Annotated in this window: 19 protein-coding genes; 8 read left to right on the top strand and 11 right to left on the bottom strand. The window is 74.0% G+C overall.

Translation table 11 applies throughout. The annotated features are described in order from the left end of the window. Positions 1-145: 145 nt before the first annotated feature. The 4 genes from BJ976_RS11300 (at position 146) to BJ976_RS11290 (ending at position 3,548) form a co-directional block, all read left to right on the top strand. Positions 146-1,306 (top strand): YeeE/YedE family protein, encoded by a 1,161-nt coding sequence (locus tag BJ976_RS11300; protein ID WP_229667438.1) that lies wholly within the window; start codon positions 146-148, stop codon positions 1,304-1,306. Between the two features lie 87 nt (positions 1,307-1,393). After that, positions 1,394-1,621, top strand: coding sequence for a sulfurtransferase TusA family protein (locus BJ976_RS11910; protein WP_135030600.1), 228 nt, complete (start codon positions 1,394-1,396; stop codon positions 1,619-1,621). A gap of 207 nt (positions 1,622-1,828) precedes the next feature. Next, positions 1,829-2,707 carry an ion channel gene (locus tag BJ976_RS11295; RefSeq protein ID WP_135030601.1) on the top strand — a complete coding sequence of 293 codons (879 nt, stop codon included), beginning with the start codon at positions 1,829-1,831 and terminating at the stop codon, positions 2,705-2,707. Between the two features lie 49 nt (positions 2,708-2,756). Further along, positions 2,757-3,548, top strand: coding sequence for an alpha/beta fold hydrolase (locus BJ976_RS11290; RefSeq protein WP_135030602.1), 792 nt, complete (start codon positions 2,757-2,759; stop codon positions 3,546-3,548). A gap of 19 nt (positions 3,549-3,567) precedes the next feature. Here the strand turns inward: BJ976_RS11290 and BJ976_RS12110 are convergent, their stop codons facing one another. Genes BJ976_RS12110 through BJ976_RS11280 form a run of 3 tightly spaced genes read right to left on the bottom strand, consistent with a single transcriptional unit; the run spans position 3,568 to position 5,203 of the window. Next, entirely contained in the window at positions 3,568-3,840 is a 273-nt protein-coding gene (locus BJ976_RS12110) for a hypothetical protein (RefSeq protein WP_229667440.1), read from the bottom strand. Further along, positions 3,822-4,670: an LLM class flavin-dependent oxidoreductase gene (locus BJ976_RS11285; protein WP_229667442.1), complete on the bottom strand. Its 849-nt coding sequence runs from the start codon at positions 4,668-4,670 to the stop codon at positions 3,822-3,824. Before BJ976_RS11285 ends, BJ976_RS12110 begins: the two co-directional genes overlap by 19 nt. Positions 4,671-4,714: 44 nt before the next feature. Then, positions 4,715-5,203: a flavin reductase family protein gene (locus tag BJ976_RS11280; RefSeq protein ID WP_167736957.1), complete on the bottom strand. Its 489-nt coding sequence runs from the start codon at positions 5,201-5,203 to the stop codon at positions 4,715-4,717. A 134-nt stretch (positions 5,204-5,337) separates the two neighbouring features. Here BJ976_RS11280 and BJ976_RS11275 point away from each other — a divergent pair, with 134 nt between their 5' ends. After that, complete coding sequence (locus tag BJ976_RS11275) at positions 5,338-5,904, top strand: TetR/AcrR family transcriptional regulator (protein WP_135030604.1); 567 nt, start codon at positions 5,338-5,340, stop codon at positions 5,902-5,904. A gap of 25 nt (positions 5,905-5,929) precedes the next feature. On the opposite strand, the gene BJ976_RS11270 is transcribed toward BJ976_RS11275, so the two are convergent. From BJ976_RS11270 to BJ976_RS11255, 4 genes are all read right to left on the bottom strand, one after another. Beyond that, entirely contained in the window at positions 5,930-7,567 is a 1,638-nt protein-coding gene (locus BJ976_RS11270) for an amidohydrolase (protein ID WP_135030605.1), read from the bottom strand. A 53-nt stretch (positions 7,568-7,620) separates the two neighbouring features. Continuing rightward, entirely contained in the window at positions 7,621-9,195 is a 1,575-nt protein-coding gene (locus tag BJ976_RS11265) for an alanine/glycine:cation symporter family protein (RefSeq protein ID WP_311768992.1), read from the bottom strand. 63 nt (positions 9,196-9,258) lie between these two features. After that, positions 9,259-9,909, bottom strand: coding sequence for a hypothetical protein (locus BJ976_RS11260; protein ID WP_135030606.1), 651 nt, complete (start codon positions 9,907-9,909; stop codon positions 9,259-9,261). A 31-nt stretch (positions 9,910-9,940) separates the two neighbouring features. Further along, positions 9,941-11,038, bottom strand: a complete 1,098-nt coding sequence (locus BJ976_RS11255; protein ID WP_135030607.1) for a zinc-binding dehydrogenase — start codon at positions 11,036-11,038, stop codon at positions 9,941-9,943. Positions 11,039-11,366: 328 nt separating this feature from the next. On the opposite strand from BJ976_RS11255, the gene BJ976_RS11250 reads away from it, so the two are divergent. Then, entirely contained in the window at positions 11,367-12,869 is a 1,503-nt protein-coding gene (locus BJ976_RS11250; protein ID WP_135030608.1) for a long-chain-fatty-acid--CoA ligase, read from the top strand. A gap of 17 nt (positions 12,870-12,886) precedes the next feature. Here the strand turns inward: BJ976_RS11250 and BJ976_RS11245 are convergent, their stop codons facing one another. From BJ976_RS11245 to BJ976_RS11235, 3 genes are all read right to left on the bottom strand, one after another. Beyond that, positions 12,887-13,675, bottom strand: a complete 789-nt coding sequence (locus BJ976_RS11245; RefSeq protein WP_135030609.1) for an amidohydrolase family protein — start codon at positions 13,673-13,675, stop codon at positions 12,887-12,889. Positions 13,676-13,716: 41 nt separating this feature from the next. Continuing rightward, positions 13,717-14,469: a metal-dependent hydrolase gene (locus BJ976_RS11240; RefSeq protein WP_135030610.1), complete on the bottom strand. Its 753-nt coding sequence runs from the start codon at positions 14,467-14,469 to the stop codon at positions 13,717-13,719. A gap of 88 nt (positions 14,470-14,557) precedes the next feature. After that, positions 14,558-15,577, bottom strand: a complete 1,020-nt coding sequence (locus BJ976_RS11235) for a zinc-binding dehydrogenase (RefSeq protein WP_209281015.1) — start codon at positions 15,575-15,577, stop codon at positions 14,558-14,560. A 202-nt stretch (positions 15,578-15,779) separates the two neighbouring features. Between BJ976_RS11235 and BJ976_RS11230 the strand changes: the two genes are divergently transcribed. Together BJ976_RS11230 and BJ976_RS11225 are read left to right on the top strand one after the other, a co-directional pair. Then, positions 15,780-16,790 (top strand): phosphotransferase family protein, encoded by a 1,011-nt coding sequence (locus tag BJ976_RS11230; protein ID WP_167736958.1) that lies wholly within the window; start codon positions 15,780-15,782, stop codon positions 16,788-16,790. A 31-nt stretch (positions 16,791-16,821) separates the two neighbouring features. Continuing rightward, positions 16,822-17,532 carry a DUF6226 family protein gene (locus BJ976_RS11225; RefSeq protein ID WP_135030613.1) on the top strand — a complete coding sequence of 237 codons (711 nt, stop codon included), beginning with the start codon at positions 16,822-16,824 and terminating at the stop codon, positions 17,530-17,532. Positions 17,533-17,961: 429 nt separating this feature from the next. Here BJ976_RS11225 and BJ976_RS11220 read toward each other — a convergent pair whose 3' ends face one another. After that, complete coding sequence (locus tag BJ976_RS11220; RefSeq protein ID WP_135030614.1) at positions 17,962-18,564, bottom strand: helix-turn-helix transcriptional regulator; 603 nt, start codon at positions 18,562-18,564, stop codon at positions 17,962-17,964. Between the last annotated feature and the right edge of the window lie 127 nt (positions 18,565-18,691).

The raw sequence follows: 18,691 nt of genomic DNA, 5'->3' as shown, positions 1-18,691 counted from the left end.
GTAGTGCGCCCCGGGGACCCAGACCCCGCCCCCGGGGCCAGGGATGGTCCTCCCCCACACGACCGACCGCCCCGTGTTGCCCCGCATGTCCTCGCGTTGCCCCGGGTTGCGCGTGGGCTCGCTCCGCCGGGCCGCACGCGGTCCCATGATCCTCACCGGCCTGCTCCTCGGCCTCGTCCTGGGCTTCGTGTTCCAGCGCGGGCGCTTCTGCGTCACGGGCGCCTTCCGTGACCTGTTCACCATCCGCTCCACCCGCTGGTTCACCGCGTTCATGGTGATCGTGGCGATCCAGTCCGTGGGCGTGTTCGCCCTGGACGCGCTCGGGGTCATCTCCCTGGCCCCGGACACGTTCCCGTGGCTCGGCACGATCATCGGCGGCCTGATCTTCGGCTTCTCGATCGTCCTCGCCGGCGGCTGCGCCACCGGCACGTACTACCGCGCCGGCGAGGGCCTCGTGGGCTCCTGGTTCGCGCTGATCTTCTACATCGTGGGGGCGACGGCGTTCCGCAAGGGCCCGCTGGCCGGCACCACGGAGGCGGTGCGCTCGGTGGAGACGCAGACCGGCTCGTTCCAGCAGCTGACCGGGCTCTCCCCGTGGGTGTTCGTGGCGCTGCTCGTGGCCGGCGTCGGCCTGGCCGTGCGTCATCACCTGCGCCGCGAGGCGGCCATGACGCGCTTCCGTCTGCCCGCCTCGAAGACGGGTCTGGCGCATGTGCTCACCGAGAAGGCGTGGCACCCGTTCGTCACGGCCGCGATCATCGGCGTCCTCGCGATCGCCGCGTGGCCGCTGTCCTGGGCCACCGGCCGCGAGTCCGGCCTGGGCATCACCGGCCCGTCCGCGAACATCGGCGCGTTCCTGGGCACCGGGGACATGGCGCTCGTGGACTGGGGCGTGCTCATGGTCACGGGCCTGCTGATCGGCTCGTTCGTCGCGGCGAAGGCCTCCGGGGAGTTCCGCATCCGCGTCCCCGACGCTCGCACCACCGTCCGCTCGATCGTCGGCGGCGTCGGCATGGGCTGGGGCGCCGCGTGGGCCGGCGGCTGCACCATCGGCAACGCGATGGTCGACACCGCCACCTTCAGCTTCCAGGGCTGGACCGCGCTGGTGTTCATGGTGCTCGGCACCGGCCTGGCCGCCAAGATCTTCATTCTGAACCACAAGGGCAAGGGCACGACGCCGGTCGGCGGCTCCGGCGCCGGCCTCACCTCCGCCGAGGGCGCCGCGGCGGACGCCGGCGCGGTCCTCGGCTCGGACAGCACCCTCGACGACGCCCCGCGTCCGGTGAAGCTCACGCCGATCGGCTGAGCCGCCGCACGAGCGACACCATCCACACCCCTGACACCCCCGCTGGGCCCGCAACCATGGGACCGCAGAACACAAGGAGACACCACCATGGCGAAGCACCTGCTCGAGACCGACGGCCAGGTCTGCCCCTTCCCGCTCGTCGAGGCCACCCAGGCGATGCGGCAGATCCCCTCCGGGGACGAGCTCGTCATCGACTTCGACTGCACCCAGGCCACCGACTCCCTGCCCCGCTGGGCCGCGGAGAACGGCCACGAGGTCACGGACTTCACCAAGCGCGGCGCCGCGGAGTGGACCATCACGGTGAAGAAGGCCTGACCGCCCTGCGCCTCGCTCCGCCTTCGCCTGGGCGCACCACTGCCACGTAGATGCCGGTCTACGTGGCAGTAGCGCGCCCGGGCGACGAGACGGGGGCGACGGCAGGGGCCCGCAGGCAGGGGCCCGTGGCAGGGTGGAGACCGGCGGCCCGCCCGGACCGCCGCGGCCCGCACCCCGGGCCCGCCCGGCTCGAGGGACGAGGACCGCATGGACGTGCTGCTGACGCTGATCGGCGTCGTGCTGATCGTGGTGGGGCTGCAGGACGTGTTCCACGCCCTCCTGCACCCCCGCTCGCAGGGCACGCTCACGGACCTGGTCCTCACGGGCGCATGGCGGCTCTCCCGGGCCACGGGCCACGCGCTGGGCGGGATCATCGGGCCCGCGGCCATGGTGGCGGTGATCCTCATGTGGGTCCTGTTCCAGGTGACCGGGTGGGCGCTCGTCTCCCTGCCGCACGTCCCGGAGGGCTTCTCCTACTCCCCCGGCGTCGACCCGGCCGACTACGCCCGCCCCGCCGAGGCGGTCTACGTCTCCCTCGTGGGACTGGCCACCCTCGGCCTGGACGACGTCGTTCCCACGCAGCCGATCATCCGGCTCGCGTTCCCCCTGGAGGCCCTGACCGGCTTCGCCCTGCTGACGGCGGCCCTGACGTGGTTCACGCAGATCTACCCGCCGCTGAGCCGGCGTCGCGCGCTGGCCACGGGGCTGTACGGGCTCGCCTCGGCCCGCTGGCACGAGGGCCTCGACGCGCGGAACCCCGCGGCGGTCTCCCGCGTCCTGGACGACGTCACGGAGCAGGTCCTGCACGTCGGGGTGGACTTCACCCAGCACTCGGAGACGTACAACTTCCGGGAGTCGGACCCGTCCCTCGCGCTCGCCGCGCAGCTGCCGTACGCGCTCGTGCTCCGCGACGCCGCCCGCCGCGCCGCCTCCCCGGACGTCCGCATGAGCGGCGAGCGCCTGGCCGGGGCGCTCGAACGGCTGCGGGAGGCACTCGTGTCCGGGTTCACGGTGGACGGGGACTCGGTGGAGGAGGCCGTGGCCTCGTACGCGGCGGACCACGGGCGGGCCCCGCGCCCGGCCTGACGGCCTCCACGCCCAGCGCGTGTCCGGAGCCGTGCACTAGCCTCTCCGGGTGCCCTCCCTCGAGCTCGACCCCGGAACCCTGTCCTACGAGGCCTTCGGCGACGCCGCCGCGCCCGGTCTCTTCCTGATCCACGGCCTGCACGGCGACTCCGCCTCGGTGCGGCCCCTCGCCGAGCGGCTCGCCGAGCGCTTCCACGTGATCGCCCCGGACATGCTGGGCCACGGCGAGTCGGAGCGCCTGGACGCGTTCACCCTCGACGACCAGGCGACAGCCCTGAACCAGCTGATCGTGCACTACGGCTACCCGGAGGCCCACGTGGTCGGGTACTCCATGGGCTCTTACATCGCGGCCCGCGCCGCCATCCAGGAGCCGGACCACGTGCAGCGGCTGGTGCTCGTGTGCCCCAAGGCGGCGGGGACGACGTCGTCCACCGTCACGGCCGCCGAGCGCGCGGGCATCGACCCGGAGACGGCCTCCGCCGACGACCTGATGGCCGCCCTCCAGCAGGCCATCTGGTCCTCCGCCACCGACGCGGACCGGCGTCGGGAGATCCTGGCCGTGGTGAACCAGGCGGAGAACCTGTCCCGCAAGGAGCGCCGAGCCAACGAGGAGTCGATCGAGGGCTTCGACCTGCGCGCGGGCCTGCCCACGGTCACCGCCCGCACGCTGGTGCTCTCGGGCGCCGAGGACGGCCTGAACCCGCCGGAGTCCGGCCGCGAGGTGGCCGGGCTGGTGCCGGGCGCCCGGTTCGAGGTCTACGAGCGCTCCGGGCACATGCTCCCCTACGAGGAGCCCGAGCGGTTCGCCGCGGACGTCACCGCGTTCCTCACCGAGGGCTGACCCGGCACCGCCCCGGGGCTCAGCCCAGCCGGGGGTCCAGCCCGTACTGGTGCGGCACGCCGAGGTTCTCGCGCAGCGTGGCGCCGGCGTGCTCGGTCTTGTAGAGCCCGCGGCGCTGCAGCTCGGGCACCACCTGGTCCACGAACGCGTCGATCCCGTCCTGGTACACGTCGATCGACACCCAGAACCCGTCCACGGCGCCGGCCTCGAACCACTCCTGCAGGTGGTCCGCCACCACCTCGGCGGGCCCCACGGGGGTGGGGTGGTAGTCGATCACGCCGTGGGCGAGCACCTCCCGCACCGTCCAGCCCTCCCGGGCGACGGCGAGCGCCCGCTCCGAGCGCGGGTCGCCGGGGTGGGGCCGCGCCACGGCGAGCTGGTCCGCCGACAGCGGCCGGCCACCTCCAGGCCGTTGCCGCCGCCCCCGGCCTGGAAGATGACCGGCTGACCCTGCGGGGAGGGCGGGATGGGCAGCGGCCCGCGGGAGGCGACGTGCCGGCCGCGCATCCCGATCGGGCGGACCTGCGCGGGGTCGGCGAAGCGGCCGGAGGCCTGGTCCGCCACCAGCGCGTCCTCACCCCACGAGCCCCACAGCCCCTGGACCACCTGCACCATCTCGTGGAGGCGCTCGTACTTCTCGGTGCGCTCGGGGGCGGTCCGGCCGTCGTTCGCGGCGGTGGCCTCCCCGCTGGAGGGCACGGCGTTCCAACCGGCGCGGCCGCGGCTCATCACGTCCAGGGTCTTGAACTGGCGGGCCAGGGTGTAGGCGTCGTTGTAGGTGGTGGAGGCGGTGGTGACCAGGCCGATCCGCGCGGTGCCCCGGGCGACCGCGGCCAGAGTCAGCAGCGGCTCGAGGGTGATCATGGGCGCCTCGTGGGAGAGGTCCGCCTGCAGGTCGAGGAAGTCCGGGAGGAAGAGGAAGTCGAAGAGCCCGCGCTCGGCAGCCTGGGCGTGGCGGACCTGCACGTCGAAGTCCATGAAGGCGTCGGCGGGGGTGCCGGGGGCGCGCCACGCATGCGGCTGGGAGCCGCAGCCGTTGCCGAACTGCATGCCCAGGAGCATGTGGTCCGGGGACGGGGCGGTGGACGGGGACGACGCGGCGAAGGGACGGTCGGAGGTCACGTCGGGTTCTTTCGGAGCGGAGGGGACGGGCGGGGACCGGCGGGTCAGGCGGGTCCGGCACCGAGCGTGAGGTAGCGGGAGCCGTGGAACACGAGGGGACCGCGGTCGGCGTCGCGGCGGGCCGAGAGCACCTCGAAGACGGCGATCGTGTGGTCCCCGCCGGGGTGCTCCGCGTGCGGGGCGAGCGTCAGGGAGGCGGCCGCGTCGGGGAGGGTGAGGGCGCCGTCGTCGTGGTGGAGGTCCACGCCCTCGAACCGCTGCGCGGCGGGGCGGCTGAGGCGGGCGCGCAGGTCCGCGTGGTGGTCCGCGAGGACGGAGAGGCCGAGCCGCTCGGCGCCGCGCAGGCGCGGCCAGGAGGTGGAGGCGTGCGCGACGGCGGCGAGCACCATCGGCGGGTCCAGGGAGAGGGAGGTGAACGAGTTCATCAGGATCCCCGCGGGGCCCTCGGGCGTCCGCGCGGCCAGCAGGACCACGCCCGTGGGGAACGCGGCGAGGGTGTGGCGCAGGGCGTCGCCGGTGACGGCGTCGGGCACGGCGTCGGGCGCGGGGCTATCCGGAAGGTCTCTCCGTTTCATGCATGAGACGCTACGGGGAGACGCTCCGTTTTGTCGAGGGCGACGTCGGCCACTCCGGCCGGCGGACCCCCGCCGCGTCAGGAAGGACCCCCATGGCCGACGCCCCCGCCCGCCGCCCGCGCCGCGACGCCCAGCGCAACCGCGCCGCGATCCTCGAGGCCGCCCGGGCCTCCTTCGCCGAGCTCGGGCTCGAGGCGCCCCTGGGCGGGATCGCCAAGGCGGCGGGGATCGGCGCGGGCACGCTGTACCGGCACTTCCCCACGCGCGAGGACCTCGTGGCCGCTGTCCTGGACGAGCACCGCGTGGACCTGGACGCGCGGGCGGCCGAGGTCGCCGAGCGGGGACTGGACCCCGCGGACGCGCTCGAACGCTGGCTGGACGCGCTCGAGGACTGGATGACCGCCTACGACGGGCTGCCCGAGCCGCTGCGCGCCGCCCAGGCCGGGGAGTGCTCGCCGCTGCGGTCCTCGTGCGCCACCGCGATCGCCCGGACGGGCGAGTTCCTGGCGCGGGCACAGGAGGCCGGCGCGGCCCGGCAGGGGCTGGACGCGGAGACGCTGTTCCTCGCCGCCCTCGGCCTGGCCTGGGTGGCCGAGCAGTCCGGCACGGCCCCCGGCCCGGAGCTGCGGGCCCTGCTGCGCGGCGGCTGGGCGGCCTGAGCCTCCGGCGCCGCCCCGTCCGGGGTCAGAGCGCCCCGTGCACCAGCTCCCCGCCCACGAGCGTCGCCTGCACGGGGATCTCGCCGATCTCCTCGGCGGGCACCGCGCGCGGGTCCGCGCCCAGCACCACGACGTCGGCCAGGCGCCCGGCCGTGAGCCGCCCCTTGCGCTCGCCCCAGCCGGTGGCCTCGGCCGAGCCGACCGTGTAGGCGTGCAGGGCCTCGTCCACGGTGAGGCGGTCGTCGGGGCCGTAGTCGCGCCCGGCCTCGGTGCAGCGCAGCACGAAGTCCCGCACCACCTCGAGCGGCCGCCCGCCGGCCACGGGGCGGTCCGAGCTGCCCGGCAGCACGAGCCCGGCACGCAGCAGCCGCCCGGCCGGGTAGCTCAGCAGGGCCCGGTCCTCCCCGATCCGCTCGCGCACGGACTCGCCGAACGCGCTGATGAAGTTCGGCTGGGTGGTCATGACCACGCCGAGGGCGGCCATGCGGGCCACCTGGTCGTCCCGCACCACGCCGCCGTGCTCCACGCGGTGCGGCATCACGGGGCGGCCGTGCCGGTCGAGGGCCTCGGCGATCACGTCCAGGGAGAAGTCGAGGGCGGCGTCGCCGATCGCGTGCATCGCCAGCGCCCAGCCGGCGCCCGCCGCGGCCAGGCACGCCCGGCGCATCTCGTGCTCCTCCTGTTGGAGGTAGCCGCGGCCGTGGCCGCCGTGGGCGCCGCCGCAGTAGTCCTCGGTCATGGCGGCGGTGCGGCCCAGCATGGCGCCGTCGGTGAACACCTTCGCCGGGCCGATCTGCAGGCGCTCGTCCCCCAGGCCGCTGCGCACACCGGCGCCCAGGGTGAGCTGCGGGCCGTCGTCGGGGTGGCCGGCCACGGGCTCCAGCGCGTCCAGCGTGACCATCGTCTGGAAGCGGGTGCGCAGGCGCCCGGCGTCGAGGGCGCGCTGGTAGGCGGCGAACTCCAGCGGGCTGTGGCCGATCCACCCGCCCGCGATCCCCGCGTCCGTCACGGAGGTGATGCCCTCGGCCGCGTACTCGGCCGACGCCCGCTCGAGGCACGCACCGATGTGCTCCAGGGACTCCGGCTGCACGAGCCGGGTCACCAGGGCCATGGCGGTCTCGTCGAGCAGGCCGGTGGGGCGTCCGGCATCGTCGACGGCGATCCACCCGCCCTCGGGCTGCTCCACCACGGACTCGCCCACGCCCGCCCACGTCAGCACCGCGCCGGACACGGTGAGCGAGTGGCCCGTGTTGTGCCGGATCAGCACCGGCCGGCCGGCCGCGGCGGCGTCCAGGCCGTCCCGGTCCGGCTGGGGGCCGTGGAGGTGGCCGGCGTCGTACCCCGTGCACGTGATCCACGCGCCGGGGGCCTCGACGGCGGCGCGCGCCCCGATGCGGGCGTACACCTCCTCGGCGGTGGTGGCGCCCTCGAGGTCCACGTCCAGGCGGGACTGCCCGAACCACACGCTGTGGGCGTGGGCGTCGTTGAAGCCGGGCATCATGAACGCCCCGCGCGCGTCCACGCGCTCGGCCGCCGTGAGCCCGTCCAGCTCCTCGTCCACGCCGACGACGACGCCCCGCCAGATCCCCACGCGGCTCGCCCGAGGGCGGCGCGGATCTTGGGTGAGGACGTCGGCGTTCTCGAGGACGAGGTCGAGCTGCATGGGCGGGGGGCTCCTGGGTCGTCGGCGGCGGGGCGGGTCCGGGGTTGTGCCGCTCAGCGGCGGTCCGGGTCCACGAGGGCGATGGCCCGGGTGTCCGGGGCGGTGTCCGCCACGTGCTGCATGGCGGCGTCCACGTCCCCGGTGCGGGCATGCTCGTCGGCCAGACTCTCCCACAGGTGGGCATTGCCGATGCCGAGGGCGCGCGGGTCGAACACGGGGTCCAGGCCCTGGCGGCGCTGGCGGTCGTAGTCCTTCACCAGTCGGATGGCCAGGCCGCTGAGCAGGATGAGGGCCAGGATGTTCACCCACGTGTAGAGGCCCACGCCGAAGTCCGCGAGCGCCCAGGCCGAGGAGGACTTCTGGGCGGCGCCGAACACCACCGACGCGGCGAGCACGAGGTGGGCGATCACCGTGGCAACCCGCTGCACGGAGGTGTTCTTGATCAGGTAAGCCAGGTTGGTCACGGCGTAGAAGTCGAAGGACAGCAGCGTGGTGAACGCGAAGAGGAACACGGCCAGGGCCACCAGGGAGGGACCGAACGTGGGGATCACGGTGTCGATGGCCAGCTGCGTCCAGGCCGGGCCCGCCTCCACGCCCGGCACGTTCTCCACGATCGGGGTCTGCCCGTCCGCGCCGAGGACGTTGAAGCGGTCCGTGGAGAGGATCATCAGGCCGGTGATGGTGCACACGAACAGGGTGTCCACGTAGGCGGAGAAGCCCTGGGCCAGGCCCTGCTTGACGGGGTGGGTCACGTTGGCCGCGGCGGCGGCCTGCGCGCCCGAGCCGGTGCCGATCTCGGTGGAGTAGATGGCGCGGCGCACGCCCCAGGAGATCGCGGCGCCGAGCATGCCCGCGTAGGCGGTGTCCGCGGCGAAGGCGGTGGTGAAGATCAGCTGGAACATGGCGGGCACGGCGGCCCAGTTCAGCGCGACGACGACGAGGCCCACCAGGATGTAGGCGGCCGCCATGAAGGGCACCACGAGGCCCACGGTGCGGCCCACGCGGTGCATGCCGCCGAACACGATCAGCAGGAAGACGGCGGCCATGCCCAGACCCGTCCACAGCGGGTTCCAGCCCCAGGCCTGCTCGGTGGCGGCGGTCACGGCGTTGGCCTGGATCTGCGGACCGGTGAAGACGGTGGCGAACACGGTGGCGGCGGCGTAGGCCACAGCGAGCCAGCGCCAGTGCTGGCCGAGGCCCTCGAGGATGTAGAACGCGGGGCCGCCGCGGAACTCGCCGCGGACCTTGTGCTTGTACAGCTGGGCCAGGGAGGACTCGGCCACGGCCACCGGGGCCCCGAGGAACGCGGTCACCCACATCCAGAACAGGGCGCCGGGCCCGCCCAGGTGGATGGCCACGGCGACGCCGGCGATGTTGCCCACGCCGATGCGCCCGCCCAGGGCCATGGCGAAGGACTCGAAGGAGCTGATGCCCGCGCTGGTGCGGCCGCCGTGCACGAGCTGGCCCACCATGTCCTTGATCAGGCGGATCTGCGGAAAGCCCATGCGGATCGTGAAGTACAAGCCGATCAGCAGGATGATCACGACCATGGGAAGACTCCACATGATCTCGTTGACGGGTGCGATGAACGCTTCCATGGAGGTCCCCCGGTCGAGAGCGATGATCATGTGACGGTAGCCACAATCCGCTGAGAAACCCACCCGTGACGTGCGGCGGCGCGGCCCTCGGCCTCACTCGGCGCCGGGCGTGATCCTGCGGGCGAGAGCGTAGGCCGGCCCGCGCGCGGCGGCCCAGAAGCCGCTCCATGCCAGCCCGTGGGGCGGATGGAGCGGGTTGAAGCGGACCACGACGTCGGCGCGCTCGCCGAGGCGGACCGTGGCCCGGTCCACCCACGGGCCGCCCTCGAGGGACGTCAGGACGCGGACGGTGCGGCCGTCCACCTGCGCGCCGAGCTCCACACGGCCGAGCCGGGTGTGCAGGGGCAGCAGCGTGGTCAGCGGATCCACCGCGTCCGGGGTGCGCAGTGCCAGCAGCCGGCGCGTGCGCCGCCCGGTGCCGGTGGAGGCGAAGAGGAGGGCGGCGTCGTCGGGGAAGCGCAGGGCGAGGCCGCTGAAGTCCGGCCAGGGAGACGGCAGGCCCATGGCGCGGGAGGTGCGGGCCAGCACGGGGGTCTCCCCCGCCGCGGCCAGGACCTCGACGTCGGACTCCGGCCACGGCGTGTGCACCGCCCAGACGGCGTCCCGGGTCTCGCCGCGCTCATGGAGCGGCTGTCGGCTCGGGACGATGGCCGGGGCGTTGGCGAGGACCGCCAGGACGCCGCCGAGGGCGGAGCCGAGCACACGGGCGGGGACGGACGGGAGGTCGTGCGGAGAACGGGACATGCGGGCCACGCTAGGCGTCGCGCCGGGCACCTCAGAAGGAGGTGACGACGGAGCGGGCCACGGTGCCGGAGCGCAGGGCGTCGTAGCCGGCGTTGATGTCCTCGAGGGCGATGGTCTGCGAGATCAGGTCGTCCAGGTTCAGGCGCCCCTCACCGTAGAACTGGGCGAGCATCGGGATCAGGTGCTTCGTGTTCGACGCGCCCAGGTAGACGCCCTGGACCCTGGCCTGCTTGATGAGCAGGTCCTGGAACACGTCCACGGGCAGCTCGCGGCCCGGGGGGACGATCCCGATGAAGTAGGCGCCGCCGCCAGGGACGGTGGCGGCCATCGCCTGCTTCTGGGTGACGGCCAGGCCGATCACCTCGAAGGCGTGGTCCACGCCGCCGCCGGTGAGCTCCCGGATGCGCGCCACGGCGTCCTCGGAGGAGGAGTTGACGACGTCGGTGGCCCCGAACGTCCGGGACAGCTCCAGCTTCTCATCGCTGAGGTCCACCACGACGATCTGCGCGGCCCCCGCCAGGCGCGCACCGGAGACCACGTTCAGGCCGACGCCGCCTGCGCCGAACACGGCCACGGACTCCCCCGGCTGGACCCGCGCGGCGTTGAACACGCTGCCGACGCCCGTCAGGACGCTGCAGCCCAGCAGCGCGGACTGGGGGGCCGGGACGTCGACCGTCGGCGTGACCAGCTGGTTCTGGTGGACGAGCGCGTACTCGGAGAAGGCGCCGAGGCCGAACACCTGGGTCAGGGGCTCGCCATCCAGGGTGAGACGCGGAGGCTCGCCCTGGGCGCGGAGCGTCTCCTCCTGGCGGAGGCAGAGGTGCACGCGGCCGCGGCGGCAGTTCGCGCAGCGCCCGCAGAACTGGACGAGCGATCCGACGACCCTGTCGCCGATCTGGAACTCCGTGACGTCCGGGCCGACCGCGGTCACGACGCCCGCGAGCTCGTGACCGAAGACGGCCGGGAGCGGGAACCCGTAGTCGTCCTGGGCGACGTGCATGTCCGACGCGCAGAGGCCGACTGCGGAGGTCTTGACCAGCACCTCCGCGCCGATCGGGTCCGCGACCTCGATCTCCTTGACGACGAACGGGGCGCCGAGCTCCTCGATGACTGCTGCCTTGGACTTCATGGGGGGTGTCCTTCCTGACGGGACGGCAGGGGGGCACGTCCTCGGTGGGGGGGTGAGGGATTCGCTTGTCGGGGAGCCTGTGGTGCGCTGCCGTCCGTGAGTCGAGGCCCGGACTATGACCAGCATCACACGCCGTTCGGATTTGCGGAAGCCCCCTGAATCCCCCCTGACCTGGGGTTCCGCCGGCCCGGGCCGCCGAGGGTGGATGCCGGGGAGGGGCGCACGGCAGGCGGTGATCCTCCCGTCGACGCGCGGCGCCAGGGCTATCCGGGACCCGCCGTCCTTGCTACAGTGTGGTCCCGATCACACCCCACAGTCTGGAGACCCCGTGACCCTCACCCTGCCCGCCCGGCTCGAGCGCACCGCCGCCGAGCACCCCGACTCCCCCGCGCTGGTCCTCGGCGAGGAGCACCTGAGCTACGCGGAGCTGCAGGACCAGGTCCGGCTCCTGGCCGGGCTCCTGCGCCAGGAGGGCATCGGCCCCGGCGACCGCGTCGCCCTCATGGCCCCGAACGTCCTCGCGTTCCCCGTGGTGCTGTTCGCGACGCTGCAGGTGGGCGCCGTCGTCGTGCCCATGAACCCGCTGTTCAAGCGGCGGGAGGTCGAGTACTACCTGGAGGACTCGGGCGCATCGATGCTGTGGGCGATCCCCTCGCCCGACGCCGCCGAAGCCGCGCAGGCCGCCGGCGTGCCGCTGCGCACCCTGGGCGAGGACGGGCTCGCCCCGCACCTGGCGGAGAGCCCCGGCCCGGTGACCGAGGCCGCGCCGCGGGACCTCGAGGACGACGCCGTGATCCTCTACACCTCCGGCACCACCGGCCGCCCCAAGGGCGCGCAGCTGACGCACCGGAACATCGGCACCAACGCGGACACCACCGCGGAGACGCTGATCCTGCTGCAGCCGGGGGAGACCGTGCTGGGCTGCCTGCCGCTGTTCCACGTGTTCGGCCTCACCTGCGCGCTCATGAGCTGCGTGACCGTCGGCGCCACGCTGTCCCTGATCCCCCGCTTCGACCCTCAGCAGGCCGTGCAGACCATCGAGGACCAGAAGGTCAACCTCTTCGTGGGCGTGCCCACCATGTACGGCGCGGTGCTCGCCGCGGCCAAGGACCGGCCGGAGGCACTGGCCAGCCTGCGCGTGGCCGTCTCCGGCGGGTCCAGCATGCCGGTGGAGCTGCTGCGCCGCTTCGAGTCCGCGTTCGGCTGCGAGATCCTCGAGGGCTACGGCCTCTCCGAGACGTCCCCCGTGGCGTGCTTCAACCACCCCGGGGAGGAACACCGGCCCGGCTCGATCGGCCGCGCCGTCCGCGGCTGCGAGCTGCAGCTGGTGACGCCGGAGGGGGACGTGGTGGCCGAGGGGGACGAGGAGACCCTCGGCGAGGTGTGGATCCGCGGCGAGAACATCATGAAGGGCTACTGGGGCCGCCCGGAGGCCACCGCCGAGGCCATCACCGAGGACGGCTGGTTCCGCTCCGGGGACATCGGCCGGCGCGACTCCGCGGGCAATTACTACATCGTGGACCGCACCAAGGACATGATCCTGCGCGGCGGCCTCAACGTGTACCCGCGCGAGATCGAGGAGGTCCTCTACGAGCACCCGGCCGTGGCCGAGGCCGCCGTGGTGGGCGTGCCGCATCCCGAGCTCGGGCAGGAGATCGCCGCGCACGTGGTGCTCGCCCCCGGCGCGGAGGCCACGGAGGAGGAGCTGATCGAGCACGTGAAGTCCCAGGTGGCCCCGTACAAGTACCCGCGCACCGTGACCGTGCGGGACGGGCTCCCCAAGACCGCCACCGGCAAGATCCTCAAGCGGGAGCTGACCACGGCGGAGTGAGGCGGGGCGGGGCGCCGTCAGACCCGGTAGAACGCGGCGGCGTTGCCCCACACGACGGCGTCCACCTCGGAGGGGTCCAGGACCGCACGCAGGAGAGCGAGGTCCGTGTCCCGGAAGGGACGCGGGGCGCGGGTGGACGGCAGGTCCGTGCCCACCATGAGCGCCGTGGGATCCACGTCCAGGACCGCGCGGGAGGCCGCCGCGGGGTCCAGTTGCACGCGCCCGAAGCCGGTGGCCTTGACCTTCACGCCGCCCTCCACGAGGCGGAGGAGATGCGGCAGGCCGTCGGCGTGCAGGCCCAGGTGGTCCACGCTCGCCGCGGGCAGCGCGAGGATCCGGGCGACGAGGTCGGGCAGGGCCCGCGCGTCGAGGTAGAACTCCGCGTGCCACCCCGCGAGGTCGTGCACGCGCCGGGCCAGGCGGTCGACGTCGTCCAGGGGCGCCGAGCCGCCCCGCTGGACGTTGAAGCGCACGGCCCGCACGCCGGCCTCGTGCAGGCGCAGCACCTCGGCGTCGGGGGTGTCCGCCGGGATCTGCGTGACCCCCACGAACCCCGGCCCGAGGGCCTCGAGCGCGGCCACCAGGTACCCCTGGTCGAAGGCCTGGAACGAGCCGGAGACGACGGCGCCGCCCGCCACCTCCACCCCCACCTCCCCCAGGGAGGCGGTCCGGGCGCGGTAGTCGGCCACGGTGAAGGGCTCGGGCAGGTAGCCCTGGTTCTCCACCAACGGGTGGGCCGGATCCACGATGTGCAGGTGCGCGTCGAAGAGACGCTGACGCCCGGAGGCGCTGGCGGGGGCGGTCATGGCGTGATCCTGCCATCGGATCCCCGGCGAGGCGGGTCCGGTCAGACCAGCGCCGCCACCGCGCGCGCCGCGTGCGGGGCCAGCTGCACGGCGCGCACCACGGCGAACGCGGTGACCACGGAGACGAACAGCCACTCCCGCCAGGACCCGGTGGTGCCCAGCAGGGGCAGACGGAACCGTCCACCGGACTGCCAGAACCACAGGCGGCCCGGCGGGTCCGGCCGGAGGGGCCAGAGCAGGGCCACGCCGTTGTTCGTGAGGGCGTCGCCGAGGATGTGCACGGTGACGCCGATCGCCACCGACGCCGGAATCCACCACAGCCCGCCGCTGAGGACGGCGCCCACCACCGCGACGACGACGCCCAGCGCCCAGGCGGACAGCATCCCCCGGCGCGGCAGCAGCTTCAGCGCCTTCGCCGCGACGGCCACCAGGAACGCCGCGAGCACGCCCTGCCCCACCCCGTAGACGCGCCCCTCGACGGGCACCTGCAGGCCGGCCGCGGCGGAGGCGATCGCGGTGAACGCGGCGATCCCTACGAGCGAGTGGGTCCCCCTCCGGTGCCCGCCGGCCACCCGGCTGATGCCCCGGGACATCCACTCGGTCACGGGCGGCAGGGCGTGGGCGACGGTGGCGCGGGGGTGGTCCCAGTCGCTGATCAGGGCGGCGCCGGCGGTGGTGAGCGCGCCGAGCAGCTGGATCTCGGGCGGCATGTGCAGGGCCTCGATGGGCGAGAACCACCCGGTGAGGGCCAGCCAGGCGGCGGCGCCGGTGGCGGCGTGGGATGGGCCCATCATGGGGGTGCGGCCTCCTGGGTGCGGATCGGTCGGGGATGACCGGCCCACGATGCCAGGCGCAGCGGACACGGTAAGCGCCTCGACGCGCTCAGACCTCCAGCAGCACCTTGATCTCGCGGCGCTCGTCCATGGCCCGGTAGGCCTCGGCGGCGTCGTCGATCGGCATGCGCGCCGTGAACACGCGGCCGGGCTGGATCTCCCCGGCCTGGATGCGCTCGATCAGCTCGGGCAGGAAGCGGCGCACCGGGGCGGGTCCGCCCTCCAGGTGGATCTGCCGGCCGAAGAGGTCGGAGCCATCGAGGGTCTGGTCATGGGAGACGCCCACGAAGCCCACATGCCCGCCCGGGCGCACCGAGGCCAGTGCCTGGTCCATCGACTCCTGCGTGCCCACGGCCTCGACCACGCCGTGCGCGCCGTAGCCGTTCGTCAGCTCCCTGACCTGGGCGGCGCCCTCCTCACCGCGCTCGGCGATCACGACGTCGGCACCGAACTCCCGCGCCAGCGCGGCCCGGTCCGCGTGGCGGGAGAACGCGATGACCTGCTCCGCGCCGAGCGTCTTGGCGGCGAGGACCGCGCAGAGGCCGACGGCGCCGTCGCCCACCACGGCGATGGTCTTGCCGGGACCCGCCTGCGCGGCCACGGCGGCGTACCAGCCGGTGCCGAGCACGTCCGAGGCGGCCAGGTAGTCGGCCAGGCGCTCCGGATCGGAGGGCTCGCCGCCGGGCACCTTCACGAGAGAGCCGTCGGCGAGCTCGACGCGCATGTACTGCGCCTGGCTGCCCGTGTACTCGCCGGCGTTGACGCAGCGGGACTGGTAGCCGGCCTGGCAGATCTCGCACGTGTTGTCCGAGAGCATGAAGGAGCCGATCACGAAGTCGCCGACCTCGAGGGTGGCGACCTCCGCGCCCTTCTCCACGATCGTGCCGACGTACTCGTGGCCCATGCGGCGGTGGTCCACCTCGTTGTGGCCGCGGTAGGGCCACAGGTCCGAGCCGCACACGCACGCGGCGGCCAGCTTTAGGACCACGTCCGTGGGCTTCACGACGCGCGGGGTCTCCACGGTCTCCACGACGACGTCGCCGGGGGCCCGCATGGTCACGGCCTTCATGGTGGCGGGGATCTCGGGGGCGGTGGGGGTGGGGTTTTCGGAAGTCATGGTCGGTCCTCACGTCTGGTCCAGGGAAGGTCGGGGAGAAGTCTCCCCCGTGGCACGGCGTGAGGGCGACGGCTCGGCGTCGCCGGCGGACATGTGGGGTGGGCGCGGCGAGGGCGACGCTCGTCGATTCGAGGTCCCGCACTACGGTGCCCTTGTGAGCGCTTCCCCCACCTCCCCCTCTCCTGGCGGCGTCCTCTCCGTGGCGGGCGTCGAGGCCGCACGCGCCTGGATCGCCGACGCCCTCGACCTGCCGGAGGCCGCGCTCGAGGTGGAGGTGGTGCGCCGCCGGGCCTGGGGCGACATCTGGCGGGTGGAGGCAGGCGCACGCTTCTGGTTCAAGGCGCCGCATCCGCGGCTGGCCCGGGAGGTGCCGCTGCGGGAGCGCCTCCAGGTCCGCGCCCCCGGTGCGGTGGTGCCGCTCGTCGCGGCGCACCGGGATCGCGGCTGGCAGCTCACGGAGGACGCCGGCCCCACCCTCGCCGTGCGGGCACGGGACGACGCCGGGATGCCACGTCCCGACGTCGGGCCCGGCCTCTACGGGAATCTCGCCCGGGCGCTCGGCGCGGTGCAGCAGGAGGTCTCCGCGGAGGATCTGGCAAGGCTCGGGCTGGCGGAGTTCGACCCGATGCGGGCGGTCGAGACGTTCGAGCGGGAGGCCGCCCCGTTCCGGGCCCTGCCGGCCGACCACCCGACGCACTGCAACGCGGAGGCTCATCGCGGCGCGACGACGACGCTGGCGGGCCTGGTGCGGCGGTGGGAGGAGGCGGTCGGCACGGGCCTCCCGCTGGGTCTGGACCACAATGACGCCCACGGCGGCAACGCGTTCGTGCGGGACGGCCGGGTCGTGCTCAGCGACTGGGGCGACGCCGTGATCGGCCACCCGTTCGCCAGCCTGCGGGCGCTGCTCGTGCCGCTGCGGAACACCTTCGGCGCCGAGGTGGTGCCGGCGGTACGCCGTGCCTATCTCGAGGCCGTCGGTGCAGGTTCCCCGCCGTCCGCGCAGGAGGAGACGCTCCTGGACCTGGCGATGATGCTCGCCGTCCCGACCCGGCTGAGCGCATGGGGCACCCTGCAGGACGAGGACGCCTGGGCCGAGCATGGGGACTGGATCGCCACCCTCTGGTGGGAGGCGGAGACACCGATCGGGGAGGTCACGGTGCCGTGAAGACCGGCAGGCCCGGGGCTACGCTCGCCCCATGAACACGTCGCACCTGCGCGCCGAGGTCGAGCGGCGGTACGCGGCCCTCGACCTGCCCGCCTGGCCCGCGCCTCGGCCCGACGGCGCCCCGCCGGCGAACAAGGAGTACTCGCGCGTGACGGATCCGCAGCGGTACCGGATCGCCGGTGCCCGCGCCCGACTGTGGGCCGAGGTCCTGGGGGAGGCGGGGGCCGCCGTCGAGCCGGATCCGGTGCAGAGCATCCCGGTCGGGGGTGCACCCGAGCGGGCCGAGCCCGTGCACCGGGCGGTGCAGGTGGCCCCGCCCGCTGGGGTGACCGGCGCGGCCCCGTGGTGGCTGCTGGAGTCAGATGTCCCGCAGGAGGACGGCGGCGTCCTCCCCCTGCTCCGCGTGGCCGTGGGGCGGCCGGACCTGGTGCACGATTCGTTGCCCGACTGCGGCTGCGATGCCTGCGACGGCGGCTCGGCCGACCTGCTCGAGGGCGTCGACGACGCAATCGTGCGGGCGGTGGGCGCCGGCGTGACGTTGACCGGTCACCACGGGCTGCGACGTGGGGAGTGGCAGCTGCGCTGGTACGCCTCCGGCCAGGCCGTGGGCAGCGACACACCGCTGGGGTGGACGTTCGACGAGCTCGTCCGGGCCTGCGAGCAGATCGCGCAGGGTGGCCGGCCTGCACTGCCTCGCGGCACGGAGGTGAGCGTCCGGGCAACGTGGTTCCCCGGATCCTGACCGGCCGGTCAGCCGTCCCAGCGCATGGGGCCGAGGTCCTCGACGAGCTCGACGTCCAGGACCAGCCGTCCGGTCCCGGCTCCCAGCCCGGTGGCGCTGAGTAGCTCGCCTCGAACACCACCGTGCCCGGGCCGGACGACGCGCGGTCCTCGCCGTCGTCACCGTCGGCTGCGGAGTCGGGGGCGCCGGGGAGGGACGCCAGGTCCGTGAACGTGGCACTGCCCGGGATGAGCCGGACGGACCCATCCGGGGCCTGACACCGGCGGAAGCAGACCTCCCGTACTCGCGGCACTCGTGCCCGCACCCGGCGCGGCGGGTCGGGCTCGCCGTCGTCGTGGTGGGTGACAGACCAGTCGGCCAGATCGGCAACGGCGGTCCAGGACCGGGTCAGCGGCTGAAGGACCCGTTCGGCGGTCCCGGTCAGTCAGGTCAGAGCGAGCGGCTCGTGCGCCGGAACCGGTCCGCCCCGAGGGTGAATGTGCGGCCCGTGACGGGTTCGGGCAGCTCGCGACCTTCGACGCCCTGGGGCGTGACCCGCGCGAGCACGTGACGGTTCCTCTCCTCAACCAGGTAGTAGGCGTCCCGGTTGCTGAGGCTGTCGCTGACCCCGAAGAGCCCGTAGGGGGTGTCGAAGGCGAGCATCATCCCCCACTCGAGGAACTCCTGCACTCGGTTGTTCGACCGCATCCGCGCGAGGGGGTAGATGACCGCGCCGGGGTAGGCCTCGCGCACAGCCCGGTGACTCTTGGCACCCAGGGGCCGGCCGGCCGGCTTGTAGGGCTCGAGGGATCTGACGTCGACGGCGTGGCGCAGCGCGGCGGGCCCCGCGGCGTCCCCGGCGCCGTCCAGCAGATGGTCCACGCTGACGCCGAACAGGGCGGCCATCGCTCGCAGGTTGTCCACGTCCGGAATGCCGCGCCCCGCCTCCCACTTCGTGACGGCCTGACGGGAGACGTGCAGCCGATCCGCGAGCGCGGCCTGGGAGAGCCCGTTGCGAGTGCGGAGCTCCTTGATGCGGTGTTCGAGTGCCATCACTCTGTCCTTTCCTCGGGAGTCGGGCACAGTCTGCAACGAGGTGCCCATCCGTGGATATGCAGCACGCCGCGTGAGGGCGCTACCCATCGCCGCACCCCGGCTACGGTGCGTTGCCCCCGCCCTG

The sequence above is a fragment of the Micrococcus flavus genome (genome assembly GCF_014204815.1).
In the GTDB taxonomy this organism is placed as follows: Bacteria; Actinomycetota; Actinomycetes; order Actinomycetales; family Micrococcaceae; genus Micrococcus; species Micrococcus flavus.
The sequence above is the reverse complement of the archived record's forward strand: the minus strand, read 5'-3'. Positions and strand labels throughout refer to the sequence as shown.